Below are 26945 nucleotides of genomic sequence, written 5' to 3'. Positions count from 1 at the left end.
CCGTCACTATGCAAGACAGCCACTTGAAGACGAGACCAACCATGCGGATTATTCAAGCGACCCTCGAACACCTGGACCTGCTGACCCCGTTGTTCGTCAAATATCGCGAGTTTTATGGCGCTCTGCCGTATCCGGACTCGTCCCGGGCATTCCTCGAGAAACGCCTGCGTCGTAAGGAATCGGTGATTTACCTGGCCCTGTCCGATGACGACAGCCACAAACTGATGGGTTTCTGTCAGTTATACCCAAGCTTTTCCTCGCTTTCGCTCAAGCGCGTGTGGATCCTCAACGACATTTACGTTGCCGAAGAGGCCCGCCGCCAGTTGGTGGCCGACAATCTGATTCGCACCGCGAAGAAAATGGCCAAGGAAACCAATGCCGTGCGCATGCGGGTTTCCACCAGCAGCAACAACGAAGTCGCGCAGAAAACCTACGAGTCCATCGGATTCAAGGAAGACACCGAGTTCAAGAACTACGTACTGCCGATCAGCGACGAACTCTGACCACACCGCATACCTGTAGGAGCGAGCTTGCTCGCGATGTTCGCCAAGGATAACGCTGCAGCCTGGCACCCCGCAGCGTTATCAGGCACATCGCGAGCAAGCTCGCGCCTGCAGTTTTGCGCGAAATCCCCCGCTACAAACTCGACACGCTTTTCACGTTTCAGTCCGTATAATGCCGATCTTCCCGGCTTGTAAGAAAAACTACATCCGTCTGTAGTCTTATATGAAGTCATCCGCACGGCCTGCTGAGTCGGGCCATCACCACAGGTGCCCCCCATGGATTTCAACCCGCTCGACCTTATCCTGCATCTCGATGTTTACCTCGACTTGCTGGTAAACAACTACGGGCCATGGATCTACGCCATTCTGTTCCTGGTGATCTTCTGCGAAACCGGCCTGGTGGTGATGCCGTTCCTGCCCGGCGATTCCCTCCTGTTTATCGCGGGCGCCGTAGCGGCCGGCGGCGGCATGGACCCGGTGCTGCTGGGCGGCCTGCTGATGCTGGCGGCGATTCTCGGCGACAGCACCAACTACGTGATCGGACGAACGGCGGGCGAAAAACTGTTCAGCAACCCGAACTCGAAAATCTTCCGCCGCGACTATCTGCAGCAAACCCACGACTTCTACGACAAGCATGGCGGCAAAACCGTGACCCTCGCGCGTTTCCTGCCGATCATCCGCACCTTTGCACCGTTCGTCGCTGGTGTGGGGAAAATGCCTTATCCGCGGTTCTTCGCCTTCAGCGTCCTCGGCACCATCCTGTGGGTCGGTGGCCTGGTGACTCTCGGTTACTTCTTCGGCAACGTTCCGTTCATCAAGCAGAACCTGTCGTTGCTGGTGGTTGGCATCATCCTGCTGTCGCTGGTACCGATGATCATCGGCATCGTCCGCAGCCGCTTCGGCAACGCCGCATCAAAAGCCCACCCGCGCTGATTCACAATGTGGTCCCTTAGCGCCTGGCGACGCCAGCGCACCTTGGCCAAGCACCCGATTGCCGACGACATGTGGCAGCGGGTGCGCCATCACTTGAGTTTTCTCGACGGTATCAGCGATGCCGAAGACCAGTGGTTGCGCGAAGCCAGCGTGCTGTTTCTGCAAGACAAACACCTGACGGCCTTGCGCGGCGTTGAACTCCACCAGGAGCAACGCCTGCTGCTCGCCGCCCAGGCCCAATTGCCGTTGCTGCATCTGGGCGATCTGAACTGGTATCAGGGTTTCCACGAAATCGTCCTCTACCCCGACGACTTCCTCAGCCCCCAGCGTCATCGCGACGCCAGCGGCGTCGAGCACGAGTGGGACGGCGAACACAGCGGCGAAGCCTGGCAGCAAGGTCCGATCATCCTCGCCTGGCCCGGTGTGATGGCCAGCGGAGGCTGGGAAGGCTACAACCTGGTGATCCACGAACTCGCACACAAACTCGACATGCTCAACGGCGACGCCAACGGCCTGCCGCCGCTGCACGCCGACATGCGCGTCAGCGACTGGGCCAAGATCATGCAAGAAGCCTACGACGACCTCGACCGGCAACTGGAGCGCAATCCAGACGCTGAAACCGCCATCGATCCCTACGCGGCGGAAAACCCCGCCGAGTTTTTCGCGGTCACCAGCGAATACTTCTTCAGCGCCCCGGATTTGCTGCACGAGGCGTATCCTCAGGTCTACGAGCAGCTGAAGCTGTTTTACCGACAGGATCCGTTGGCCCGGTTGCAGCAACTTCTGGCAGAGAACCCGGTCTATCAGGCACACGACTAGTGTCCTGTCTTACCGATACGTTGCTCTTTTGACGAGTGGCCGTTGTGGTCAGGCAAGGCGGCGCGACGAGTCATAGCTGGCTATGGCGAGGAGCGGCAACGCAGCATGGCCGCAACGGACGCCGTCAAAAAGCAACAGTATCGGTAAGACAGGACGCCAGGGTCTCTACGACCTCTGGCACATAGCAACGGTGGCGGAATATGCCTATAATCGCCGCCACTTTTTGGTCAATCCGGCCAAGTGTTTTTGGTCAACTAACGGGGGCACCGCCCAATGAGCTACAGCAAGATTCCGGCTGGCAAAGACCTGCCGAACGACATCTACGTCGCGATCGAGATCCCGGCCAACCACGCTCCGATCAAATACGAAATCGACAAAGACAGCGATTGCCTGTTCGTTGACCGTTTCATGGCCACCCCGATGTTTTACCCGGCCAACTACGGTTTCATCCCGAACACCCTGGCTGACGACGGTGATCCCCTCGACGTGCTGGTCGTGACCCCTTACCCGGTTGCGCCAGGCTCGGTGATCCGCGCTCGTCCGGTCGGCATCCTGCACATGACCGACGACGGCGGCGGCGATGCCAAAGTCATCGCAGTCCCACACGACAAGCTGTCCCAGCTGTACGTCGACGTGAAGGAATACACCGATCTGCCGCCGCTGCTGCTGGAGCAGATCAAGCACTTCTTCGAGAACTACAAAGACCTCGAAAAAGGCAAATGGGTGAAGATCGAAGGTTGGGGCGACGCAGAAGCCGCTCGCACCGAGATCATGAAGTCGGTTGCTGCTTACAAAGGCTGATAGCCGCGGCAGCGATCAGCTTCAAGAAAAACCCCGGTTGATCCGGGTTTTTTTGTGGGCGTCTGAATATCAAGCTCAACAGCACATTTAACTGGCGGACAAACCGGTTTTTCCTTGTTTAATTTTTACAAAAGACGTCTTACATCAGGACTTAAATTTCACGCCAGATTTGAACGATTTGTTGAATAAAAGCCATATGCCGCACGGCTAGACTCGTGTTTATGAAAAAGAATAAAACCTGCGGCCCACGATTCAGAATGCTCCTGAAAGAGTTAAATATCACGACAACGAGATTTGCCGAATTCCTGGGTGTTTCCGACCCTCAGACTGTCCATAACTGGTATACCCGCGGAGTCCCTGACTACCGCATGGAAGATGTTGCCAGAAGACTGTCCGTCAACACTGAATGGCTGAAAATCGGCGAAGGCCCGAAAGACGCTAAAGACTTGCGTCTGCGCGACGAGTCCGGCAACACCTTCGACGCCGAATCGATCCGCGGCACCTACAGGGTGATTGAGCCGACCGATGTCGAACTGCCCTTCTTCAAAGAAACAGTCATCACACCCGGCGCCAACAAAACCCATGTCATCAAAGACCCCGGCCAATCCATACGCTTGCTGCGTAGTGATCTCGACTCTCTGGAAATCAACCACGCCGACGCCATCTGCGCGCGCATGATCGGCAACAGCATGAGCGAAAAGATCGAAGACGGCTCCATCCTCGCCATCGACCGCGGGCTAACGCAAATTGTCGATGGGGAAATCTACGCGATCGAGCATGACGGAATGCTGCGGATCAAATACCTGCATCGAGTACCGGGCAACGCAATACGCATGCGCAGCCACAACAGCGCCGAATACCCGGATGAAATTTTCAGAGCCGCGCAAATCGAAGAACAAAACATCAGGGTATTGGGCTGGGTGTTCTGGTGGTCAACCCTCAACAAACGCAGGCCACCCATCCCATTCCTGTAGCACCACACCGCTTTCTACCCGGACAAACCACTCTCACGGGCATCGCACAAACCCTGTGGGAGTGGGCTTGCCCGCGAAGGTGATTGAACATTCACCATCAGAACCCCGGTTTGCGTTCAGTCCAAAGCAACCCTATGGCTCTATTGCGCACACCACACTGGGAATTCCTCAAAAAAATCAGTATGCTGCGCCCCACATTTGCGCATCGACCCTTCCCAAGGCTCAGATCGCACCGACAAGGCAGATCACGTTCTCGCCAAGTCCCACAGCCGGACGCAAGATCCGGGTGTACGTTTTGAAGGCTGGCGCGGTTTACCAAAAATGAACCAAGCCAGTCCCCGAGAAGCCGGCCACAAGCCGGCTTTTTAATGCCTGGAAGAAACCATACCCATCGTCTGAAAATGCTGAGCCGGTGTTGCCATGCAAGGGAGCCATTGCTAACGTAACGACAAACGTCATTACAGGTATTTCATCATGGCTTCCATCAACATCCGCATCGACGATGACCTGAAGCAGCGCTCATTCGCCGAGCTGGAAAAACTCGGGGTAACGCCTTCCGAGCTGCTGCGCCAAACCCTTCAGTACGTCGCAGAGCGCGGCAAGCTGCCTTTTAAAGCTGCATTACTCAGCGAAGAGGATGAAGCTCTCATCGCTGTGGTCACCGAACGTCTTGCCGCACCTCAGCGAGTCAAGGTAAGTCTGGATGACCTATAGCCTTGAATTTGATCGTCGCGCACTGAAAGAGTGGAACAAACTGGGCGATACGTTGCGCCAACAGTTCAAGAAGAAACTTGCTGAAGTACTCGAGAATCCTCGCATTGAAGCCAATCGGCTTCGTCAACTGCCGGATTGCTACAAGTTGAAACTCCGAAGCGCCGGCTACCGACTGATCTATCAGGTTCTGGATCACGAGGTCGTCGTTTTCGTGGTTGCTATCGGAAAGCGCGAGCGTGAAGTCGTATACCAAGATGCACAGGACCGAATCGGTCATCTACCTGCTGACTAATTCGATTAGTTGCAGCACTGCTACGACAAATCAAGAGCGATTAGTGGCAGTGCCGTTGCGACATCTCCCCCTCACGGATAACTAAACCCCTTAACCAACGTCAACTCCCCCACCGCCCGCATCGGCACCAGAAACGTCTCCATCTTCTCGTTCGGCGTCCCCTCCTCCGTAATCACCGTCACCTGCGCCGTCGTCAACGGCTGAACCGCGTCCTCTTGGCCTTCCTCATCACTGCGATACCCACCGCCGAAGTAGTTCACGTACACCAGATACTGCCCTTTGATCGGCGCAGGCATGGCGAAGATTTCTGGGCCGTAGCCAGTGGTCACGTCGACATCCAGTGCCGCACCATTCGGCGCGACGCGGTCGCCGTACCAGATGTGGGCGCCATCCGGGGTGATGAGGTGCAGATCCAGATCAGTGCCGTCACTATCCCAGGACAGCAGCACCCGCAACTTGGCGGGTGTCGCTCCGCCGCTGGCATTGAGGAATTGCGTGCGATGCCGTTGTTGGCCATCGGGGCTGCGGACTTCGACGCTGTTGCTGCCGTTCGGGAATGAGAACGGGCGATCGAAGCGGCCGGCGGGGTCGATTTTCAGTGGCATGCTTACGCCGTTGACGATCAATCGGCCGGGCTCGGTGGATTTGGGTGTGGTTTTGATTTGTCCGGAGATGCGCGCGGTGTTGGCCTGTCCTGCCGGTGTATTCACCGAAGAGGCCGGGTAGTTCACGGTCTGGCGGAAGTTTTCGCCTTCGCCTTCGACCGCGCCGGTACGCCAGCCTCCGACAGGGGTGTCAAGGTTGACGGCGGCGTACGTCGTCGGCCATGTGCAAACGGTGCAGAGGAACAGGAAGACCTGTGGATAACGGAGTTTCATGGCCTATTCCAGCAAGAGGTGGCGGGCGAGCCCTTCGATGTAGGTTTCGTCCTGGCCGTTGGGGTGTGCTTCGAAGGCCAGGTGCAGGTATTCGTGGGTCAGGTCGAGGCGGTCTTGCAGGGACAGCACGCCGCGCACGTAGAGGCGTTGGCGTTCGCGGTCGACGTAGGGGCGGCCGAAGGCCAGGCGGCAGACGGCGAAGGTGCTGACGTCGTTGTAGCCGGTTTCGCTTTCGAGGCGTTGGCGCCAACTGCGGCGTTGGGTTTGCAGCCAGTCCTGGGCGGCGGGCAATGCTTCGCAGGAAGCGACCGGGTTGTCCCAGCGGCTGAGGCTGGCGCGTGGGTAGGCGTGCAGCAGGATCGCGTCGTAGCGTTGGCCGGCGTCGGCTTGTTCGACGGCTTGCTGCCAGGAGAGTTTGTCCGGGCCGGGTTGGTCGGAGTGGTAGGTGACGGTGCTGCCGGCCATAACCAGGTCGCTGGTCCACGCAGCGATGTTGCGTGATTCGGCGGAGGCTGGACGCGGCGCGACGCGTTGGCGGCTGCTGCTGTCGTCGATGCTCAGGCAGTCGCCGTGGCGGCTGGCGTTTTGCAGAAGGTAGGTGCGGACGGCGATGGCCAGGGCTTTGGCGGCTTCGACGGGTTCGGATTTGGCTTCGCGCTGGAGGACGCGTGCAACGTATTCTTCGCGGTCCAGGCGGGCGACAAGTTTGTCTTCGAGTAAAAACAATTCGCCGTCGCTGTGGATATCGAGTTGGTTGCCGTTGGTGAATTCGACGCGGTAGTCGCCCTGCATCGGTCCGGAAGAAACAACTCGATCCCCGGCCAAAACACGTGCAATCGGATAGCGTGAAAACAGACCCACCTCGACACAGCGTCCCGCATCCAAAGGCCAATCAACCGGCAGTACGGAAGCCAACGCTGCGCCGTAATGACGAAGCACCCTTTGACTGGTCCCGCGCCCACCGGCCCAGATCGGCGTACCGTCCGCCGTCCAGCCGGCGAATCCGCCCTGTCGCGCCGTAGGATCCTGATCGTCCAACCAGCTCCAGGTTTTCACCCGCAGCCGGCCACCGAGTTCTCCCACGACATTGCCGTCGGCCGCGTTCAACATCACATCCAGCAGCACCCGCCGTGTCTGCTGTTGCGACGGCATCATGGCCAACACCTTAAGCAACTCGGTCACGGAAACTCGTGTAGCAGGCTGCAGCGACGCCAAGTCCAGCAGCCACTCCGGCGCCTGTCGTGCCTGCCAATACTGACGCCAATCCGCCTCTGCAATGCCCAACCGCGCCGGCTCAAAATACAACCCGCAAGACTTCACCAACGCCTGATCGCGCTCAATCTTGCCGCCCGCCGTGCAGCAATAAACTTCCTCTTTCGACTGCCCGCGGCATTCATACGCCGGCTCACGCGCGCCGGTATCCACCAGCCAGCCATAGACGAACAACTTCCACAGACTGCCCAGCGGCGTCTGCAAATCGGCAGGCAATGGCTCGCGAGACAGCACTTGCGTCCGACTCAAGGCAATCAGTTCACCCTTGAAGCCCAGGCGCAACGGCTCGTCCTGCGCTGAGGCCAGCGCAGGGATCAAGCACAGCAGTAACCAGACCAGAGGTCGGGTCATGTCAGTTGACCGTGACCTGGCCGAGGGCCGGTTTCTGTTCCTGAGCCTGATGCTGTGGCGCGTAGACCTGCGTGAAGCGCACTGGCGGCACGTTGAACTGACCTTTCTGCGAGAAGCGCACCAGATGCCGCAAGCGCAGTTCGCCGCTCAAGGCATCCACTGGAATCGCATAAGCCATTTGCCCCGGTTCGAAGCGGGCCTTCTCCAGCGCACTCGGTTCAGTGCCAGCCTTGCCCATGAGTTTGATGCCCCACGTGGTGCGCTCGACGTCGGCACCCGGTGGCAGCGGCACTTCAAGCATGCCGTAGCGCAGCGGTTTCGCCGCTTTGCTGGTGATGATCACTTCATCCAGATAGAGGCTGTCGCTGGACAACGGCTTGCTGCCGACCGCTTCGAGTTTGAAGGTGAACGCTTCGTCGCCCGGCACCAGACGCGACAGGCGCCGGGTGATGGTCACGGCCATCGGTTCGACTGGCGGTTGCTGGGTCTGGTAGCTCAGCGCGGCGCGAAGCGGGCGTTCTTGCGTCCCCGTCAGCGACAAGGCTGCCGGTACAGGCGTCACGCCCTGCCACGTCCAATACGTCTCGCCGGTATCACCGTACTGTTTCTTCCAGCCTTCACCCGGTGCCAGGGCGATGGTCGGCGAAGCCTGTTCGATGCTGCGTTGCAGCCAAGTCAGCGCCAACGCGCGTTCCAGCGTCGATTGCTGTGGCAGCAGACGCTGCAACAATGCTGTCGCGTGAGCCTGATCGAAGGGTTGCAGCGACAGGTTCAACGCTTCGGCGAACGGCTGGGAACTGACGGCCAAACGTTGCTGCGCATCGGGCAATTGACGGTTGACGGCATCCGGCAAAGTCACTTTGGACTGGTGAGCCAACGAGGCCGTCAACGCACGCGCCGCCGCCAGCCCCAACGCCGAATCCGGATCACTCATGACCATACTGTCTTCACCGTCCTCCATCAGATTCGCAGCATTGCCCTCGCCTGCTTTCGCCAGGTCGTCCATCAAACCGCTGAGCAAGGTATTGACCGGCAATTGCATCTGTTTGGCGAACGACAGAATCAGCGCTCGCTGCAACAACGGCGTGTTCTTGGCTTGCTTTGCATACACCTCCAGCACCCGCTGCCAATGCTCCGGCGGCAGGCTCAGTTGCAGTGCTTTGCTGGCGTGCCAGTCGGCGTAATAGGCGTAAGCGGTAAGGAACGCGTCAGGCTCGCCGTCCATGCCCCACCAAGTGAAACTCGCCGACGGCCCGGCCATTTGCACCAACCGCAGACGACTGTTCTGCATGATCAGGCGCAGGCGATCGCGGATCTGCGGATTCGATGACAGCGTCGGGTACGCGATGCTCAACGGCAGCAATCGACTGGCGGTTTGTTCGACGCCGCCGTACGGATAACTCAGCAAATCATCGAGTGCCGAACGGAATAACGCTTGCGGACTGTCATCCAGACGCAGGCGAATGTCCGTGGCATCCGCCGGCAACGTCAGCGGCGTATCACCGCTGGCCACGTCCAGGCTTTGACTCTGCGTCACCTGCCAGCCATCACCGGTCGCAGTCAGGCGCACGGCCAAGGCGTCAGCCGTTTTGCCGTCCTGCACCAGCTCGGCGGCCCATTCACCATTGGTCAGGGCGAACCCCGGCAGTGCGAGGTAGTTGATGCCGTTGTTCAGCGTCACCGGCACGCGTTGCTCGGCACCCGCGTAGTGAATCACCAGCTCGGCTTTCACCGGCGTTTCGGCCTGACTGAAAGCGAACACACCGAGATCGGGTTTGTCGCCCGCACGGAATTTGGTCGGGCCGCTCCACTTCAGGTACAGCGGCTTTTCCGAGCGCACGAATTGCTTTTTCTGTCCGACCTGACCGTCATCGGCGATGGCCCGGGCAGTGATGCGCCAGCGGGTCAGCGAGTCGGGCATCTTGAAGGTGAAGCGGGTTTTGCCGTTGGCGTCGGTCACCAGTTCAGGCTGCCAGGCGGCGGTGTCGACGTCTTCTCGACGCGGGCGCTCCAGCACTTTCACGCCGCGCTCGCTGCGGTTGGCTTTGCCCGGCGCGCCTGGGCTGCCCGGCAACGCCACGTCGTAGCTGATGAACGAAAGACTGGCGCTGGTGCGCACGTTGTTGCGACGTGGGTGGTAGAAAAACTGGTCGATGGTCGGTGCGACTTCCGGCTGCAGCGCGTAGACCATTTCGTCGACCACACTGACCGTCAGGTGCGCCGGGATCGGCTTGCCGGCGAACTGAGTGGTCAGGTCAACCGACACGGTATCGCCCGGCTGGTATGACTCTTTATCGGTAGCGATGGCCACGTCGATCTGCGGCGCGATCACCTTGATGCCCGCGTTCTGGAAGCTGTACTGACCGCCCTTGGTGTAGAGCACGGAGAAGGTCAGGTTCGGCGCGAAGCTGTCCTTCACCGGGATCCGCGCGCGGTATTGGGTCTCGCTGAGTTTTTCCATCGTCAGCCAGTCGCCGCCCTTGGACAGCAGCGCGGTGGCCTCGACCTTGTCCCGCTCCAGCGATAGCAATGCATCACTGACCGGCTCAGGAAAAGTGATCAATGCGAGGGCTTCATCGCCGGCCTTGTACTCGGGTTTATCAAGGACGATTTCCACGGTGCCGGGCACGGCTTTGACGCCGTCGCCGGTGACCGAATGCCCCGTCGCACCCAGCGCTCGACCATGATCATCCTTCAGCGTCAGGTTGTAAGTGCCCGGCCGCTCGAAGGCCAGGGTAAAACCTTTATCGGTGGCTGCAAGTTTGCCCTCGCCCGTCGTCTGGTCTTCCAGTCGAACCCAGCCATAGCTGCTCGGCGTAACCGGCTCGCTGCCATCTTCGTTGGCGTAGCTGAACGCAACCTTATCGCCAACGGCACTGAACCGTTGCGGCGCGCTCAGACGGAAATTCGCGGCACCACGGTCGATGAGGATTTCCTTGGTGGTCTTGACCCGATACGCCGCGCCATCGCTGGCAAAAACGGTGAGCATGTAGCGACTTGGTTTGTCGGCGGCCGGCAGGTCGAGCGTTGCGTTACCCTTCGAATCGGTAGTCAATTCAGTGCTGGTCAACTCTACCGGGAACTGCCCGAGGTATTGCAGCTCGTTGTCGACCATCGACAGTTGCTGGGCACGCAGGCTCAGGCTCAACTTGGCGTTCGCCACCGGTTTACCGTCCGGGTACAGCAACACCAGGCTGCCCTTGACCGGCTCACCAGTGCGGTAATCCTGCTTGGCCAGGTTCAGCGAAATCTCGAAGTGCGGCTTGATGTATTCGGCAACGCGGAACGCGCTGCTGTAGGCCTGATCCTTGTAGCTGAAACGCAGCTCATAGCCGCCCGCCATTGCGTTGTCCGGCAACTGGAAACGGCCTTGGGTGCCGGCCTTGGAATCGAGTTTCAGCGCCAGCGATTGCAGCGCGGTGCCCGTGGCATCGAGCACGGTCACGTTGACGTCGGCAGCGGTCGGCAACACCGAATCACGGGCATTCTTGAACTCGCGACCGACGATTTTCAGCGATACCCAATCCCCCGGCCGATACAGCGGCCGATCGGTGAAGGCATAGAGTTTGGTGTCGTAGATTTCGCTGTCGTAATAGAAGTTTTCGGAGACAAAAACCCCGCCCTCTTCGTCCTCGCCAATCACGAACGAACGCTCGGGGCTGACGTGTTTCAGGCGCAGCAAACCATCGATGTCGGTAGCTCCGCTGCTCATCACGCCGAGGCCGTCAGTCCACAGCACATTGACCTTCGGCACCGAACTGCCCTGGTGTTTGCGCGCGGCCCAGACCACCAGTTCATCACCGGCAATCTTGCTCACGGCCACGGTGTTGGAGACGAACACCATGGTCGTCGCCCGGTACTTACCGATCAGCGCTTCCACCAGGTACAGACCCGGCTTCAGGTTACCCAACGGGATGTACACGTTGCCCGGTGCAACGCTGACGAACTCGCTGGAAGAACCGGCCAGGTTAACGCCGGCGGGCGGCTGGATCGGTTTGGCTTCCCACAGTGGATAACGGAATTGGCTGACCATTGGCAGGCCCGGAATCAAGGCAAATTGCGGTTGTGCGTCGTAGGGCGTTGGCGCGGCGATGGCCGTGCCCATCTTCAGTTCCGGCACTTCCTCGGTGACGTGTTTACGCGACTCGTAGGAAAACGCCCGCTGCATCACCCGACGGGATTTGCGATACCAGTTGTCCCACAGGTACGCGAGGGTGTTCGACAGGCCTTCGCCCTTGAATTGGCCGTCGCTGACCACGCGGTGCAGGTTCTTCTGGCGCTTGAGGAAATCCAGTGGTTTATCGATGCGATACACGCGAATGTCCGCGCCGCCGTAAGGCTCCATGCGAAAGCGCCGATAGTCACGGCCCGGTGCTTCGAGGCGCACCATCGCCTGCTCATCACTGGCAAAACTGCTGTCGGCCAGCAGGAAAAAACTTTCACCGGCCACCGGCGTGTAGCCGCTCGGCTCGACGGTGTCTTCGGCGTTGACCAGCGAAAAAGGCAGCACCAACACCAACAGCACAGATAGAAAACGCAGCATGCGGGCACCGATCATTGGGAGAGAAAATTCAGTCGATAGACGCCGATGAAGTTGGGGTTGGCTGCGTCGGGTATCCATCGGGTGTCCTTCCATGTCATGAGTTGCTGCAGGCTCGCGGAACGCATGCCGTTGTCGGTGGGGGTGGTGGTGCCGGTGTGATAGGCGATGTAGCGGCCCATCCAGATCATCAAGTGCTGGTCGTCGCCCTGATCGAAAAACATCAGGTCGCCGGGGCGGGCTTGCGCCAAGTCGCGGCCAACCAAATGACTGTTGAACTGGATCAGTTTGATCGCGTTGACGTACGGCCCGACCTTGCCGCCGCCCTGCTGCCATTGCTGGGCGAGGCCGCGCTGGGCGTCGCTCAGTTGCAGTTCCGGCGGCAGGTAGCGATTGGACAGGCCGTTGCTGCGCAGCCATTTGTCGTCATGGACTTTCAGCGCTTCGTTGGCGGCAAAACGCACCAGGCCGGCGCAGTCCTGCTGATACCAGCGCGGGCTCGGGCCTTGGGTCAGCTGCTCCTGGGCAATGCGCACGAACCAGGCGCGGAACACCTGGGATTGCTGCACATCAAGCGGCGGCGCGTCAGTGGCAAATGCCCGGCTGCCGAGCAGCATTGCCAGCAAGCCAAGGCCTCGGATGAGTGCGGTCACAGGGCTTTCCATTCCAGCGGCAGCCACTGCCAATGGCCGTCGGGTTCGCTGCCTTCGGGCAAGGTCAGCGCGTATTTGCCGTAACCGCCGAGCTTGCGCAGTTTGGGGATCAAGTAGGTTTGCGCGGCGTTGTAGAACACCGGTTCCATGTCTTGCGGCAGGCTGTCGAGGGTTTCCTGCTGCATCAGCTGCGCCATGGAATCCGGGCCGAAGTAGACCGGCATCAACAGGTCTTTGGGCACCACATCCGCCATGGGCGGGAAGCGTTTATCAAGGGTGCCGAGGGCCTTGTCGAGCAGTTTGTCGTCGAGGGAGAACAGCAGCGTGGAACCGTGGCGCGCCAGGCTCACTTTCATGAACGCCTTGCCGGTGATCGCGTCCGGGTTCTCGGCGTCCTTGGCGTTGTATGGACCGAAGTTGGAGCTGACCTGACGTTGCCATTGATGGGTTTCACCTTCCTGTTTCTCGACCACCGGAAATGCATGTTCTTCGACGTTGCCTTCATAGGCGCCGACCATCGAGCCGAACAGCGTGCCCAGGTCACCGTCGAGTCTGGCGCTGTCCTTGTCGTTCAGGCTGGCCACCAGCAACGGCGTGTACAGCCGCGAATCGGCGTACCAGCACAGGCCAGCGGCACCGGCCATGTGTTCGGTCAGGGCCTGGGCCACTTTTTCTTCGGCGCCAAGTTTTACCAGCAAGGGTTTTTGCTGTTCGGCGGGCAGCGGCAAGGCGACACAGGCGCTGGCGCCCATCGGCATGGCTTGCCAGATCGGTTTGAAGTCGAAGTCCGGTTGGTTCTCCAGTTCATCCATGGCGAGAAAGCTGTGCCAGCCCTTGTCGTCCATGTCAAAACGCAGGCCGGCGAAATTCGGGATGAAACGCTGGTAACCCATGGCCAGGACGCTGGAGTTGACCGACAGGCGTTGCTTCACCTCGGGCGCGCGCGGTGGCAGACCGAAGGCCTCAGGGAACAGTTTGTCGCCGTTGAGCAGTGCCGCGATGGCTTTGGTCGAGACGCTACCAGGCTCTTCTAAAGAACCACTTTCCGGGTCGTAGAGTTTCGACGGATTGGACAGCACCACCAGTTTGTCGCCATGGGAGGCGAACAGCAGCGCCTTGCTGGCGTTGTAGCTCAGTTGGTAAAGCGCTACGTCGTCGGCACCGACTTTCATATCGGCGACTTTGCTCAGCTGCGAATCATCCAGCGCCACTTTCGCCAACGGTTCCAGCACTTTGGCCAGACCGCCGCGATCCATCACCAACAAAAAGTCTTTCAGGCGACCATCTGCCCCACGCCACAGCGCCACGTCCGCTGGTTGATCGAAAAGCTGCTCGATCAGGCTGTCCTGCAATTTCAGGTCATGTTCGTAAATGATCCGTCGCAGGCTGCCGATCAAGCCGAGGCGATCCGCATGGGTTTCGTAATAGAAGACGAAATCCTCGGTCAGGGTTTCCTTGAGGAACGGCACGGCCAGCAAGTCCTTGGGCAATTGACTCAAGGAATGGGTTTCCAGCAGACCGTCCGGGCGGCTCATGCCCAGCTTGTCGCTGGCCAATTCCGCTGGCGGCGCCTTGGGTTTGTGCAGGAACCACCCCAACCCGCCAGCGACGCCGGCCACCAGGACCAGCCCGACCAGCAGCACCGGCCAGCGGCGAGGAGTTTTGGCTGCAGGCGTTTCGGCGGCCGGAGAAACAGTGTTATCGCTCATGTTCACAAAACCCGATGTCATCCGTGGAGCGGGATGTTCAATAGTTGAAAGTCTTGACCAGCAGCAGGTCACCGATCGCGCGCAGGGGCACGATGAAGGTCTCGCGTTTTTCGTCGACGGTGTTTTCGTTGAGCACCAGGTTGATCTGCGAGGTGATCACCTCGTTCTGGTTGCTGGTCTCATCGAAGTTATAGCCTTCGCTGCCGAAGTTGCCCCAATAGTTCACGTAAACCAGATAGGTGCCATGCATCGGCGCGGTCATGGTGAACATTTCCGGGCCGGGGCCATCGACGCCATCCGGGTCCAGACCGCCGCCGTTGGTCAACGCCGTGTGGGCGAAAAACGCGTGCTGGCCGTCAGGCGTAATGATGTGCAGGTCGAGTTCGGCTTTCGGGTCGTCCCAACCCAGCACGACGCGGATCCGCGCCGGGGTGCGCAGGTTGTTGGCTTCATAGAATTGAACGCGCTTGAGCGACTGGCCTTCGGCACTGCGCACTTCGACGCTATTGGAACCGGCGCCGAACGCATACGGCCGGGCAAAACGCCCTTGGTCGTCGGTGTACAAATTCAAAGGGTTGCCATTGACCGCCAGCGTGTGCGGCCCGCGTTGCGTGCCGATGGCTTTGAGCTGACCTTCGATCATCGTGCGGTTGCGCTGCACGCCACGGTCGATGGGCGGCGTGGGATAGGCGACTTGCGGGTTTTCACTGCGGTCGAGCAGGCCTGAGTAACGCCAACCGCCCACCGGTTCCGACAACTCGGCCGACGGCTCGGCCCACGCCGCAGCCGCGCAGACCAGCCCCATCAGCACTAGAAGAAATGAACGCATGTGACGCCTCCTGCCATGCCTGACGAAACCTTGCGCCCGATCCTCGGCGCGTTACAGATGCAAAAACTGCGTTTCGTCTGAAAGACCCGTGACTATGGGGTCGTAGAGGCGCGAAGGGTAGCCAGTTGGCGGTTTATTAACAATCGCAGGCTTCGCGATTTGCGGTAGGCATCACGGCGATGCGGTGGACGGTGAGCCGAATAAGCGTCATATTCGGCTCACCCAATGAGCCGAATAGCATTTTTATTCGGCTCACTCACTCAAGAGCACTGTATTTATGGCGCCTCACTGGATCTGGCAGCGGCCTGATTGGCCGAACTTCAACTGGCAAGCCGAGCGTTTGGCGCCACTGCTGCGCGAGTGCGTACGGGCGCAGGGCCAACTCATGGGCATGGCCCGTTCGGTGGGGAGTTCACTGAGTGCGCAAAGCGAGCTGGATGCGCTGCTGCAGAACATCGTGACCTCGTCGGCGATTGAGGGGGAGCAGTTGAATGTCGGTTCGGTTCGTTCTTCATTGGCACGGCGATTGGGGCTGGAGCTGGACGATGGCGAAAACGTCAACCAGCGCAGTGAAGGGCTGGCGCAACTGATGCTCGATGCCACTCAACATTTCGCTGAACCACTGACGCTGGAGCGGCTGCTGGAATGGCATGAATGGCTATTTCCTGATCAGCACACTGACCTTGCTTCCCGCTCGATCCGGGTTGGCGCATTGCGCGGCGACGAGCCGATGCAAGTGGTTTCCGGACGACTCGACAGACCTACCGTGCACTTCGAAGCTCCGCCCCGCCAAGGCCTTGAGCGACAACTCGAGACCTTTCTCAACTGGTTTGAAGCCAGTCGAAATCAGGCTGGCCTCGATCCGTTGCTGCGGGCCGGCATTGCGCACTTCTGGTTCGTCACCCTGCACCCCTTCGACGACGGCAATGGTCGCCTGACGCGCACCATTACCGACCTGGCGCTGGCTCAGGGCGAGGCACAGTCAATCCGTTTTTACGCCATGTCAGCGAGCATTCTCGAGGACCGTTCTGGCTATTACCGGGTGCTGGAAACCAGCCAGAAGGCGACCGCAGATATCACTGACTGGCTGGAGTGGTTCCTGCAAACCTTGTTGCGCAGCTTGATGCAAGCCATGACGCGAATCGAGTCGGTGTTAGATAAGGCGCGTTTCTGGCAGGCGCATCGGGCGTCCGACCTGTCGACCGAGCAGATAAAAGTGCTGAACCGCTTGCTCGATGGCGGGGAACGCGGTTTCGAAGACGGAATCAGCGCGGCGCAATATCAGTCAGTGGCGAAAGTATCCAAAGCCACCGCGACTCGTCATCTAGCTGAATTGCTGGAAAAAGGCTGCCTGAAACGCTTACCCGGTGGCGGACGCAGTACTCGGTACCAAGTCAGCTATCCCGAAGATGCAAAATGGCAGGACGCCGAAAGCCCGAAGCCGTAACGCAGCTGCAATGGCCGAAACACCCTGTTCATTTGCCCATAACCCCCATGTCTGCTAGTGTCGCGCCGGTTTAACGTCAACCGGAAATCGCCGCCATGGCCCGCAAAAAAGCTGCACTGGATTTCGAACAATCCCTCGCTGACCTGCAAACGCTGGTAGAGCGTCTGGAGAATGGCGAACTGTCGCTGGAAGACTCGCTGACCGCTTTCGAGCAAGGCATCGGTCTGACCCGTGATTGCCAGGCGGCGCTGGCCCAGGCCGAGCAAAAGGTTCAGGTGCTGCTCGAGCGTGATGGCGAGCTCGCCGAGGAACCCTTCGACGCGGATCAGCCAGAATGATTGCAGCGTATTCGGCGACCAGCCAGGCCCGCGTCAACGCTGCACTGGAAAGCCTGTTCATCGCGCCGGGCCCTGAGCTCGCGCGGTTGTACGAGGCTATGCGCTACAGCGTGATGAATGGCGGCAAACGCGTGCGTCCGCTGCTGGCCTACGCGGCGTGCGAAGCGCTGGGCGGCCAGGCGGAACAAGCCAACGGCGCAGCCTGTGCGGTGGAGCTGATCCACGCTTATTCGCTGGTGCACGACGATTTGCCGGCGATGGACGACGACGATCTGCGTCGCGGCCAGCCGACGACGCACAAAAAATTCGATGAAGCCTGCGCGATTCTCGCCGGTGACGGCTTGCAGAGTCTGGCGTTCAGCGCCCTGCTCGACCCGCGCCTGAGTACCCTGGACGCAGAAATCCGCTTGCAGATGGTCAGCGCCCTGGCGTTGGCGGCAGGTCCGGCCGGCATGGTCGGCGGCCAGGCCATCGACCTCGGCTCGGTCGGTTTGAAGCTCGATCAAAAAGCACTTGAGTACATGCACCGGCACAAGACCGGCGCGCTGATCGAGGCCAGCGTCAAGCTCGGCGCCCTGGCCAGTGGCCGTGCCGAAAAAGACGAACTGAAGTCCTTGCAGACGTACGCCCTGGCCATCGGCCTGGCGTTCCAGGTACAGGACGACATTCTCGACGTCGAAAGCGATACCGAAACCCTCGGCAAGCGCCAGGGCGCGGACATCGCGCGCGACAAGCCGACTTACCCGGCCCTGCTTGGCCTCGACGCGGCCAAGGCTTACGCCCTGGAACTGCGCGATCAGGCCCTGCACGCCCTGCGACCGTTTGACGCGGCCGCCGAGCCGTTACGCGACCTGGCCCGCTATATCGTCGACCGGCGCAGCTGATGGCGTATCCGCCAAGTTAAAACCAACGCGTGGGCAGGGGACGATGCATCAGGTAAACTGCCGCATCTTTTATACCTATAACGATTCGCCTGATGCCCACGACGTTTCATGAGATTCCCCGCAAGCGCCCGACCACGCCCCTGCTCGACCGTGCCAACACGCCGGACGGCCTGCGCCGGTTAGGCGAAGCCGAGCTGGAAACCCTGGCCGATGAGTTGCGCCTGGAATTGCTCTACACGGTCGGTCAGACCGGTGGGCATTTCGGTGCAGGCCTGGGCGTCATCGAACTGACCATCGCGTTGCATTACGTCTTCGACACCCCGGACGACCGGCTGGTGTGGGACGTGGGTCATCAGGCCTATCCGCATAAAATCCTCACCGGACGTCGCGAGCGCATGAGCACCCTGCGCCAGAAGGACGGTGTTGCCGCCTTCCCGCGTCGTTCCGAGAGCGAGTACGACACCTTTGGCGTCGGCCACTCCAGCACCTCGATCAGCGCAGCGCTGGGCATGGCGATTGCCGCCCGCCTGCAGAACAGTGATCGCAAGGCGATCGCGGTGATCGGCGACGGCGCGTTGACCGCCGGCATGGCGTTCGAGGCGCTGAACCATGCGCCGGAAGTGAACGCCAACATGTTGGTGATCCTCAACGACAACGACATGTCGATCTCGCGCAATGTCGGCGGGCTGTCGAATTACCTGGCGAAGATTCTGTCCAGCCGCACTTACGCGAGCATGCGTGAAGGCAGCAAAAAGGTCCTGTCGCGCTTGCCCGGCGCTTGGGAAATCGCCCGTCGCACCGAAGAATACGCCAAAGGCATGCTGGTTCCCGGCACGCTGTTCGAAGAGCTGGGCTGGAACTATATCGGCCCGATCGATGGCCACGACCTGCCGACCCTGATCGCCACCCTGCGCAACATGCGCGATCTGAAGGGCCCGCAGTTCCTGCACGTCGTCACCAAGAAAGGCAAAGGCTTCGCTCCGGCGGAAGTCGACCCGATCGGTTACCACGCGATCACCAAGCTCGAACCCCTGGACGCCCCGGCCGCCGCGCCGAAAAAGACGGGCGGGCCGAAGTATTCCGCAGTGTTCGGTGAATGGCTGTGCGACATGGCCGCTGCTGATTCGCGCCTTGTCGGGATCACCCCGGCCATGAAGGAAGGCTCCGACCTGGTGGCCTTCAGCGAGCGCTTCCCGCTGCGCTATTTCGACGTGGCAATTGCCGAGCAACACGCCGTGACCCTCGCTGCCGGCATGGCCTGCGAAGGCGCAAAACCGGTGGTGGCGATTTACTCGACGTTCTTGCAACGCGGTTACGACCAACTGATCCATGACGTCGCGGTGCAAAACCTCGATGTATTGTTCGCCATCGACCGCGCCGGTCTGGTGGGCGAGGACGGCCCGACGCATGCGGGCAGCTTCGACCTGTCGTTCTTGCGGTGCATCCCGGGCATGCTGGTGATGACCCCGAGCGACGAAAACGAACTGCGCAAAATGCTCACCACCGGCCACCTGTTCAACGGTCCGGCGGCGGTGCGTTACCCGCGAGGCTCGGGGCCGAACGCGGTCATCGAGAAAAACCTCGACCCGATCGAAATCGGCAAAGGCATCGTTCGCCGTGAGGGCATTAAAGTCGCTCTGCTGGTGTTCGGCGTGCAACTGGCCGAGGCGCTGAAAGTCGCCGAGAAACTGGACGCGACCGTGGTCGACATGCGCTTCGTCAAACCCCTCGATGAAGCACTGGTTCGCGACATCGCTGGCAGCCACGAGTTGCTGGTGACCCTCGAAGAGAACGCGATCATGGGCGGCGCCGGTGGCGCGGTCAGCGAGTTCCTGGCTCGCGAGAACATCCTCAAGTCGATGCTGCACCTGGGCTTGCCGGACAGCTACGTCGAACACGCCAAGCCGGCGCAAATGCTGGCTGAGTGCGGGTTGGATGAGGCCGGGATCAAGGCGTCGATTCGTCAGCGTCTGCAACTCCTGAATATTTAAACGCAAAACCCTGTGGGAGCGGGCTTGCTCGCGAAAGCGGTGTGTCAGTCGGTATCAATATTGACTGACACACCGCTTTCGCGAGCAAGCCCGCTCCCACATTTGATTTGTGTGCCTTTCAAAAACTTGAGTCCATGTCGAAGCGACCGAACGGGTTGTCGAATGCGCTTTTGCCGCGATTATCCAGCAGGTTGGCGCCGATTTCGATGTCGTCGCTGAGGGCGTGACTTACGCTCAGGCTCAGCGATTTATTGCGGTATTCGTCGTGATCGCCGTCACTGGGATAGGACGCGTGGGTGCGGTTGATCCCGGCGGTTTCATCGAGGCTGGCGCCGAGATTGAAGCGGGTTTTTTCATCACCGCCGGACAACCCGAGGCTGCGTTCCCACGTCTGGTTGCTGCCGAAACCCACGTGCAGGCGCGGTTGCAGGCCCGGTTCATCGCCACGCCGGGTGAAAATCTGGATCACCCCACCAATCGCATCGCTGCCGTAAATCACCGAACGGGAGCCGCGCAGCACTTCCACGCGCTCGACCTGTTCAATGTTGATGTGTTGCAGGTTGCTGTCGCCGGAGGTGGAATTGCCGATCCGTTGACCATCCACCAGCACCAGGCTCTGCGCCGACTTGGTGCCACGGATGTAAACCCCCGGCAGGCTGCCGCGCCCACCGGTTTGCCCGACTTGCACACCCGGCACGCGACGCAGCAGGTCAGTGACGCTGTTCGGCTGCAGGCGGTCGATGTCGTCGCGGGTGAACACGGTGTTGGCGGCGCTGCTGTCGTTGCGCGCTTCAACCTGGCGGTTGGCGCTGATCAGCACGTCGGGAAGCTTCAGGGCTTGATCGCGTTCAAAAGTGTCAGCCACTTTCGAGTCGGTCCAGCAGCAGCCTTACAGCGAATTCGATGTGAGCAGCGTCAGCAGTTACGTCGATGCGCGGGTGAATGAACGCTGGAAAACCCGCATTGAATTCGGTCACAGCGAGAACCGCGAAAAGACCCTCGACCAGCTCAGCGATGAGCGCAGCGTGTTCAATACGTATCGCGATTCGGTGAACTGGCAGAACGACCTGACTCTGAATGAACGCAACAGCCTGATCCTCGGCGGCGACTGGTACGAAGACCGGATAAACAGCAGCACGCCGTTTGATGAAGACAGCCGCTGGAACCGCGCGGCATTTGTTCAGCATCGCTACCAGGCGGATAGTTTTTCCACGGAGCTGGGCCTGCGCCGCGATCAGAACCAGCAGTTCGGCGGGCAGAACAGTTGGAGCGGCACCTTTACCCTGCCGTTGAACCCGAACAACGACGTGCTGCTGACCTACAGCGAAGGCTTTCGCGCGCCGACCTTCAACGACCTGTATTACCCCGATTTCAGTAACCCGGACCTCAAGCCTGAAACCTCGAAAAGCTATGAGCTGCAATGGCGCAGCCAATTGACCGACAGCAGCCGCCTGGAAGCGTCGCTGTATCGCACGGACCTGGAAGACGCGATTATTTTCGGCAGCAACTCACGGCCGCAGAACGTCGCGTCGGCACGCATCAACGGTTTCGAAGCGGCGTTGAAGCAGGAATTGTTCGGCTGGCAGAGCAACCTTGGGGTGGCGATCATCGACCCACGGGATCGCGACAGCGGCCATACCCTGGCGCGTCGTGCGCGGCGGACCTTGAGCCTTGACCTGGATCGGCAGTTCGATCGCCTGGGGCTTGGAGCCAGTTGGCAAGCGGTGAGCAGCAGCTATGACGACGAGAACAATCAGCAGCCGTTGGGCGGGTATGCGCTGCTGGGACTACGCAGCAGTTGGGAATTGAATCGCGAGATTAAGCTTGAGCTGAAGGTCGATAACCTGCTGGACAAGGGGTACAGCCGGGCGTTGTACAGCCATGACGGCAGTCAGTTTGGGTATCGCGAGGAAGGTCGGGCGTGGATGTTTGGGGTGACCTGGACGCCTGAAATCTGATCCGGGTTTTGTAGTGTTTGGGCTGGCCTCTTCGCGAGCAAGCCCGTTCCCACATTTGACCGCGTTCATCCAGGCAACGCCGGTCAAATGTGGGAGCGGGCTTGCTCGCGAAGGCCGCACCTCGGTCTCAACGGTCGGGCGCGATCAATCGGCAGAGCTTGGCCGTCGCCTCAATCATCTGCCCACTCGGCCGCTCCAGGCCTTTATCCGTCACCAATAGCAACTGCCCCTGCACCACGGCGGCCACCTGTGGCCAAGCCTTCCACGCATCGAGCTGTGCCTGATCACTGGCCAGAATCACCTCGGGATTACGCTGCAACACCGCCTCCACGCTGACTTGCGGGGCGGGCAGTGTCTGGTCGGCAAACACATTGCGCGCCCCGCACACTTCAAGCGCATCGCTGATGATCTGCCCGCCGCCGACGGTGTACAACGGCCGATCCCAGACCTGATAAAACACCCGCAACGGCTCATTCCGTCGATAGCGCTGGCGCAGTGAATCCAGTCGCTGACGCAAGTCAGTAGCCAATGGAACACCGCGCTCAGGCCTGCCGAGTTGCGCGGCGATCGCCTCGATCTGCGCGGTGAGTTGTTCAAGATTGTGAGGTTCGGCAACGTAGGTGGGAATGTTCAAGCGCTTGAGTTGTTCACGCTGGGCCGGACCCACACTGCCGGGCCACAGCAGCAGCAAATCGGGTTTCAGGCTGAGCAATTGCTCCATGTCCAACTGGCCATAACGGCCAACGGAAGGAAGGTCTTTGAGTTCGATCGGACGTTCGCCAGCATCCAGCACGCCCACCAGCAGGTCGGCGGAACCCAGCTCAACGACGATTTCAGAGAGAGACGGCGCGAGGCTGACAACACGCTCGACCGCCAACGCCGAGCCGCTGACGGCCAGCAACAAAACCGCCAGCCAGGCGCGAGGCATCAGCCGAGTTGACGCGGGATACGGTAGAGGTAGAACAGCACCAGGGTCGACAAGCCCAGCAGCACCAGCGGCACCGCTTCCAGGCCGACGAATACCGCCAGCGCACCCACCCAGGCTGGCAGAGCAGCGACGAGGAACGCGGTGCGGCGTTTGGCGGCCAAATCGATCCAGGCGCCAGGTTCTTCAGGGGTGTCGAGGGCTTTTTGCGTCGCGATCAGCGCGTGCTTGTAGCCGCCGAAAAACTTCAGGCTGACAAACATCGATGCCACACCGGCGATGAACAACGGCATCGCCAGCACCGGCAGAATCGCTTCGCTCTGGCCAAATACGCCGTTGATCACGAACAGCGGCAACAAGGCCAGCGCCAGGTATTGCCACCAGTTGACCAACAGCCGCCGCCGCACCTGACCGCGGGTCACGCCCGGTCTGCCTCGCCCTGATGCTCGTTGCCCATCATGTGGTCGAGCTTGCTGGCCTTGGTCGCCAGGTAGAGTTTGTTGTGCGGATTGTGGCCAGTGTGCAGCGGCACGCGCTCGGCAACGACGATGCCCATGTCGGTCAAGGCTTTGACCTTGCGCGGGTTGTTGGTCATCAGACGCAGGGATTTCACGCCCAGATGCTCGAGCATCGGCAGGCACATGGCGTAGTCGCGCTGGTCAGCGGCGAAGCCCAGACGCTCGTTGGCTTCGACGGTATCGGCGCCGCCATCCTGCAATTCATAGGCGCGGATCTTGTTCAGCAGGCCAATGCCACGGCCTTCCTGACGCAAGTAAAGCAAGACGCCACGGCCTTCACGGGCGATGGCCTGCAAGGCGGCCTCGAGCTGCGAACCGCAGTCGCAACGCTGGCTGAACAAGGCGTCGCCGGTCAGGCATTCGGAGTGCAACCGGCCGAGTACCGGGGCACCATCGTCGAATTCACCCAGGCTCAGCACAACGTGCTCGCGCCCGTTTTCTTCATCGAGAAAGCCGTGCATGGTGAATTGCGCAAAAGGCGTTGGCAGCTTGGAAGCGGCGACAAAAACGACAGGCACCGGTGTGCTCCTGATCAATAAGTACTGGAGATTCGCAGACGCGGCATTGTAACAGCAGGTTCCGACAGACGCTTAGGCTGAATTATGGGGCATAACGATCAAAAAGTTAGATCGCTGTCCGCGCACCACCCCTGTGGGAGCGGGCTTGCTCGCGAAGGCGGTGTGTCAGCAGGCATCTATGTCGATAGATACACCGCCTTCGCGAGCAAGCCCGCTCCCACATTGACCGTGGTCAGTGGGTGTCGAACGGATAAGGTTGTTTCCAGCGTTCGAAGATCGGCTTCAACCGGCCGCTTTTCACCAGCAGTTCCATACGCTGGTCGTACAGCGCCATCAATGCGCGGGCCTTGGGCGTATTGGCGAAACACAAATACAGCGGTAATTCCGCGATATGGGTGCGACGGAACTGGGTCGGATCCTTGGCCCGGCGGACAATGTAATCCACCTCGGTCAGCGCATCGATGTAGTAGTCCGCACGGTTGTGGGTCAGCATCGACAGAATCCCGGTGCGCCGCACCACTTCGTTGAAGCGCTGCACGTTCGGCAAATAAGCCTCGAACTTGTAACCACGAACCCAGGCCAGTCGATAGTTGCCCAGGGTTTGCGCGGTCGGTGCCGGATTAGTCGCCAGGCCCAAGGCATAAATGTGATCGGTATCGTAATTCCAGCGCGGATACAGCAGATCGCTGACTTCATCACGATAACCGCCAACACAGGCGTCCACTTCGCCGCGCTGTGCCAGGCCGATGGAGCGCGTGTACGGTTCGATACGGAAGTCCACTTTGACACCCACGGGCTCGAAGACTTCCCGCAACACGTCCCAGCCCAATCCATGGCCATCGGCAGCGGTGTAGTCTTCCCACTCTTCGCTGGCCAGATGAATCACTGACGGAGTCGGCGCAGCCTCTCCCGCCTGGGCGAGTGAACAAAACAGCGCGAGAACCATCCCCATCAACCAGCGCCGAGCCATCCCTAGCCTCCTGCTATGCCCATCATGCGAAAAACCACACCAATCCCTGCATCCCCAGCCACGCGAACACCCCGGCCAACACGTCATCGAGCATGATCCCGACCCCGCCGTGCACATGCCGGTCGATCCAGTGAATGGGCCACGGCTTGAGAATGTCGAAGAAGCGGAACATCAGGAACCCGGCCAGTAACCAGTACCAACCTTCCGGCACCAGCCACAGGGTGATCCACATGCCGACCATTTCGTCCCAGACGATGCCTTCGTGGTCGTGTACCCGCAAATCGTCGGCCACTTTGCCGCACAACCAGAAACCGAACAGCATGGTGACGCCGAGCATCAGCCAATAACCCCAGTCGGGCAACATCTGCCACAACGGAATAAAGGGTAGCGCAACCAACGAACCCCAGGTGCCCGGTGCTTTTGGCAAGGTCCCCGAGCCGAAGCCGAACGCCAGGAAATGCCAGGGATTGCGCCAGACCGACGGCGGTACGAATTCCGCCGGAACCTGGTTGGGATGATCTGTCACGGTGTCTCCCGAAAATGTTGATAACCCCGGGTTTGCGGGGTGATGTCTTGCCCTGAAGCATCCAGCAGAACCACGCCCTGCCCCGTGACCACACGCCCGACCACCTGGATCGGCCAACCGTCCGCCAGCAACGCCGGTAACTCGCCGGGCGGCAAGGTGAAGGCCAGAACGTAATCGTCACCGCCGCTCAACGCGGCCGCTTCGGCGCCGGATTGACCAAGGAAAGCGACTAACGCATTCGACAGCGGCAACCTGCCCTGTTCAATCTGAATGCCGACCTGCGACGCGAGGGCGATATGCCCGCAGTCGGCGAGCAAGCCGTCAGAGATGTCCAGCGCCGAGGTCGCCTTGCCGCGCAATGCCATGCCCAGACCCAGCTGCGGTTGCGGCGACCAGTAATGCCGCAGCAGCGGATCGCCGATGGCCGCATCCGCGGTGCGTTGACCCAGCACCAGCGGCAAAGCGCCGGCCGCATTGCCCAACTCGCCGCCGACACACAGCAAGTCGCCCGGCTGTGCGCCGCTACGCGTCAACGCTTTGCCAGCAGGGACGCGCCCCAATACGGTCATCGTCAGGCTCAACGGCCCACGGGTGGTATCACCGCCCACCAGCGCCACGCCACAGCTCTGCGCCATCACGTTCAAACCACGGGCATAGGCATTCAGCCAATCGGCGGTCACCGTCGGCAAGGTCAGGGCAAGGGTAAAGGCGATGGGGGTGGCGCCCATGGCAGCCAGATCGCTGACCGCCACGGCCAGCGAGCGCTGACCGAGCAGAAACGGGTCGCAGGGATCGGCGAAATGCACACCGGCAACCAGCGTGTCGGTGGAAATCGCCAACTGCTCCCCGGGAGGAACAGCCAGCAAGGCGCAGTCATCGCCGATTCCGAGGGCAACGCCTTCGCCGCCCTGCGCACAAGGCGCGGCGGCGAAGAAATTGCGGATCAGCTCAAACTCGCCCATTGGGTGTCCTGTCTCACCAATACTGTTCATTTTTTAGCGGCGTCTGGTGTCGCCATACTGCGTTGCCGCTCCTCGCCATAGCCAGCTATGACTTGTCGCGGCGCCTTGTCTGGCAACACCAGCCACTCGCTAAAAAACGAACGTATCGGCGAGACAGGACACTGCAAGCGCCAATCAGCGCTTGAACGCCTTCACTTCAGCTTCACGCAGACGCGGGGCCAGTTTGTCGAGTACACCGTTGACGAACTTGTGGCCGTCGGTGGAACCGAAGACCTTGGCCAACTCGATACCTTCGTTGATCACAACGCGGTACGGCACGTCGACGCGCTTGAGCAGTTCCCAGGTGGACAGGCGCAGAACCGCCAGTTCAACCGGGTCGAGCTCTTCGATGGTGATGTCCAGGCACGGCGTCAGTGCAGCGTCGATCTCAGGCTTGTGGGCCGGAACGCCGTGCAGGATGTCGTGGAAGTAGGCAGCATCGACATCGCTGAAATCGTTATCGACCCGAAACTGCGCTTCGATCTCGTTCAGCGACTGCTTGGCCATGTGCCATTGGTACAGCGCCTGGGTCGCGAGCTGACGGGCTTCGCGACGCTTGACGCTTTTCGATGGCTTGCCGGCATCCGCAGGCTTTGGATCG

The 26945-nt window shown here is 60.4% G+C and carries 24 protein-coding genes and 2 pseudogenes; 12 read left to right on the top strand and 14 right to left on the bottom strand.

The annotated features are described in order from the left end of the window. The first annotated feature begins 41 nt into the window (after positions 1–41). The 7 genes from ACIPL2_RS15065 (at position 42) to ACIPL2_RS15035 (ending at position 5036) form a co-directional block, all read left to right on the top strand. The gene (locus tag ACIPL2_RS15065) at positions 42–503 is read left to right on the top strand and encodes a GNAT family N-acetyltransferase (RefSeq protein WP_401357589.1); all 462 of its coding nucleotides are present in this window, start codon (positions 42–44) and stop codon (positions 501–503) included. A 276-nt stretch (positions 504–779) separates the two neighbouring features. After that, the gene (locus tag ACIPL2_RS15060; RefSeq protein WP_401357587.1) at positions 780–1436 is read left to right on the top strand and encodes a DedA family protein; all 657 of its coding nucleotides are present in this window, start codon (positions 780–782) and stop codon (positions 1434–1436) included. Between the two features lie 6 nt (positions 1437–1442). Further along, positions 1443–2255 (top strand): zinc-dependent peptidase, encoded by an 813-nt coding sequence (locus ACIPL2_RS15055; RefSeq protein ID WP_401357585.1) that lies wholly within the window; start codon positions 1443–1445, stop codon positions 2253–2255. A 273-nt stretch (positions 2256–2528) separates the two neighbouring features. After that, positions 2529–3056, top strand: a complete 528-nt coding sequence (ppa, locus tag ACIPL2_RS15050) for an inorganic diphosphatase (RefSeq protein WP_028620880.1) — start codon at positions 2529–2531, stop codon at positions 3054–3056. 221 nt (positions 3057–3277) lie between these two features. Further along, positions 3278–4030 carry a S24 family peptidase gene (locus tag ACIPL2_RS15045; RefSeq protein WP_401357583.1) on the top strand — a complete coding sequence of 251 codons (753 nt, stop codon included), beginning with the start codon at positions 3278–3280 and terminating at the stop codon, positions 4028–4030. A gap of 474 nt (positions 4031–4504) precedes the next feature. Next, positions 4505–4744, top strand: coding sequence for a type II toxin-antitoxin system RelB/DinJ family antitoxin (locus tag ACIPL2_RS15040; RefSeq protein WP_054616768.1), 240 nt, complete (start codon positions 4505–4507; stop codon positions 4742–4744). Continuing rightward, a complete protein-coding gene (locus ACIPL2_RS15035) occupies positions 4734–5036 on the top strand; it encodes a type II toxin-antitoxin system RelE/ParE family toxin (protein ID WP_401357581.1) in 303 nt (100 codons plus the stop codon). Before ACIPL2_RS15040 ends, ACIPL2_RS15035 begins: the two co-directional genes overlap by 11 nt. Positions 5037–5107: 71 nt before the next feature. Here the strand turns inward: ACIPL2_RS15035 and ACIPL2_RS15030 are convergent, their stop codons facing one another. Genes ACIPL2_RS15030 through ACIPL2_RS15005 form a run of 6 tightly spaced genes read right to left on the bottom strand, consistent with a single transcriptional unit; the run spans position 5108 to position 15268 of the window. Next, positions 5108–5914 (bottom strand): YfaP family protein, encoded by an 807-nt coding sequence (locus ACIPL2_RS15030; RefSeq protein ID WP_401357579.1) that lies wholly within the window; start codon positions 5912–5914, stop codon positions 5108–5110. Between the two features lie 3 nt (positions 5915–5917). Next, on the bottom strand, positions 5918–7537 hold the full coding sequence (locus ACIPL2_RS15025) for a DUF2300 domain-containing protein (protein ID WP_401357578.1): 1620 nt from the start codon (positions 7535–7537) through the stop codon (positions 5918–5920). Between the two features lies 1 nt (position 7538). Further along, complete coding sequence (locus ACIPL2_RS15020) at positions 7539–12095, bottom strand: alpha-2-macroglobulin family protein (RefSeq protein ID WP_401357715.1); 4557 nt, start codon at positions 12093–12095, stop codon at positions 7539–7541. Then, a complete protein-coding gene (locus ACIPL2_RS15015; protein ID WP_401357577.1) occupies positions 12092–12742 on the bottom strand; it encodes a DUF1175 domain-containing protein in 651 nt (216 codons plus the stop codon). The genes ACIPL2_RS15020 and ACIPL2_RS15015 overlap by 4 nt, the downstream gene beginning before the upstream one ends. Continuing rightward, the gene (locus ACIPL2_RS15010) at positions 12727–14439 is read right to left on the bottom strand and encodes a DUF2138 domain-containing protein (RefSeq protein WP_401357575.1); all 1713 of its coding nucleotides are present in this window, start codon (positions 14437–14439) and stop codon (positions 12727–12729) included. Before ACIPL2_RS15010 ends, ACIPL2_RS15015 begins: the two co-directional genes overlap by 16 nt. Positions 14440–14476: 37 nt before the next feature. Next, positions 14477–15268 carry a YfaP family protein gene (locus ACIPL2_RS15005; RefSeq protein ID WP_401357573.1) on the bottom strand — a complete coding sequence of 264 codons (792 nt, stop codon included), beginning with the start codon at positions 15266–15268 and terminating at the stop codon, positions 14477–14479. A gap of 277 nt (positions 15269–15545) precedes the next feature. Here ACIPL2_RS15005 and ACIPL2_RS15000 point away from each other — a divergent pair, with 277 nt between their 5' ends. The 4 genes from ACIPL2_RS15000 (at position 15546) to dxs (ending at position 19928) form a co-directional block, all read left to right on the top strand. Then, the gene (locus ACIPL2_RS15000) at positions 15546–16715 is read left to right on the top strand and encodes a Fic family protein (RefSeq protein WP_401357571.1); all 1170 of its coding nucleotides are present in this window, start codon (positions 15546–15548) and stop codon (positions 16713–16715) included. Between the two features lie 95 nt (positions 16716–16810). Next, positions 16811–17053: an exodeoxyribonuclease VII small subunit gene (locus tag ACIPL2_RS14995; RefSeq protein ID WP_007894317.1), complete on the top strand. Its 243-nt coding sequence runs from the start codon at positions 16811–16813 to the stop codon at positions 17051–17053. Then, positions 17050–17937 (top strand): (2E,6E)-farnesyl diphosphate synthase, encoded by an 888-nt coding sequence (gene ispA / locus ACIPL2_RS14990; RefSeq protein ID WP_401357569.1) that lies wholly within the window; start codon positions 17050–17052, stop codon positions 17935–17937. The genes ACIPL2_RS14995 and ispA overlap by 4 nt, the downstream gene beginning before the upstream one ends. Positions 17938–18029: 92 nt before the next feature. After that, the gene (gene dxs / locus ACIPL2_RS14985) at positions 18030–19928 is read left to right on the top strand and encodes a 1-deoxy-D-xylulose-5-phosphate synthase (RefSeq protein WP_401357567.1); all 1899 of its coding nucleotides are present in this window, start codon (positions 18030–18032) and stop codon (positions 19926–19928) included. A 127-nt stretch (positions 19929–20055) separates the two neighbouring features. On the opposite strand, the pseudogene ACIPL2_RS14980 reads toward dxs, so the two are convergent. After that, positions 20056–20793 (bottom strand): annotated as a pseudogene (locus ACIPL2_RS14980) (TonB-dependent receptor); the annotation flags it as partial. Here ACIPL2_RS14980 and ACIPL2_RS14975 point away from each other — a divergent pair. Then, positions 20792–21886: pseudogene (locus ACIPL2_RS14975) on the top strand (TonB-dependent receptor domain-containing protein); the annotation flags it as partial. The pseudogenes ACIPL2_RS14980 and ACIPL2_RS14975 overlap by 2 nt on opposite strands. Before the next feature lie 127 nt (positions 21887–22013). Here ACIPL2_RS14975 and ACIPL2_RS14970 read toward each other — a convergent pair. The 7 genes from ACIPL2_RS14970 to nusB all read right to left on the bottom strand — a co-directional run. Further along, positions 22014–22814 carry a cobalamin-binding protein gene (locus ACIPL2_RS14970; protein ID WP_401357565.1) on the bottom strand — a complete coding sequence of 267 codons (801 nt, stop codon included), beginning with the start codon at positions 22812–22814 and terminating at the stop codon, positions 22014–22016. Further along, positions 22814–23233, bottom strand: coding sequence for an MFS transporter (locus ACIPL2_RS14965; protein ID WP_401357563.1), 420 nt, complete (start codon positions 23231–23233; stop codon positions 22814–22816). The genes ACIPL2_RS14970 and ACIPL2_RS14965 overlap by 1 nt, the downstream gene beginning before the upstream one ends. Next, positions 23230–23847 carry a GTP cyclohydrolase II gene (gene ribA, locus ACIPL2_RS14960; protein ID WP_045057501.1) on the bottom strand — a complete coding sequence of 206 codons (618 nt, stop codon included), beginning with the start codon at positions 23845–23847 and terminating at the stop codon, positions 23230–23232. The genes ACIPL2_RS14965 and ribA overlap by 4 nt, the downstream gene beginning before the upstream one ends. Before the next feature lie 232 nt (positions 23848–24079). Further along, entirely contained in the window at positions 24080–24817 is a 738-nt protein-coding gene (locus tag ACIPL2_RS14955) for a substrate-binding periplasmic protein (protein ID WP_401357561.1), read from the bottom strand. Positions 24818–24839: 22 nt separating this feature from the next. Continuing rightward, positions 24840–25343, bottom strand: a complete 504-nt coding sequence (locus ACIPL2_RS14950) for a phosphatidylglycerophosphatase A (protein ID WP_401357559.1) — start codon at positions 25341–25343, stop codon at positions 24840–24842. Beyond that, positions 25340–26305 (bottom strand): thiamine-phosphate kinase, encoded by a 966-nt coding sequence (gene thiL / locus ACIPL2_RS14945; RefSeq protein ID WP_401357557.1) that lies wholly within the window; start codon positions 26303–26305, stop codon positions 25340–25342. The genes ACIPL2_RS14950 and thiL overlap by 4 nt, the downstream gene beginning before the upstream one ends. A gap of 174 nt (positions 26306–26479) precedes the next feature. After that, the coding region (gene nusB, locus ACIPL2_RS14940; protein WP_401357555.1) for a transcription antitermination factor NusB at positions 26480–26945 on the bottom strand (466 nt) is incomplete at its 5' end.

Source organism: Pseudomonas sp. NPDC086251 (genome assembly GCF_044746405.1).
Classification (GTDB): domain Bacteria; phylum Pseudomonadota; class Gammaproteobacteria; order Pseudomonadales; family Pseudomonadaceae; genus Aquipseudomonas.
This window is presented reverse-complemented; position numbering and strand designations above follow the sequence as displayed.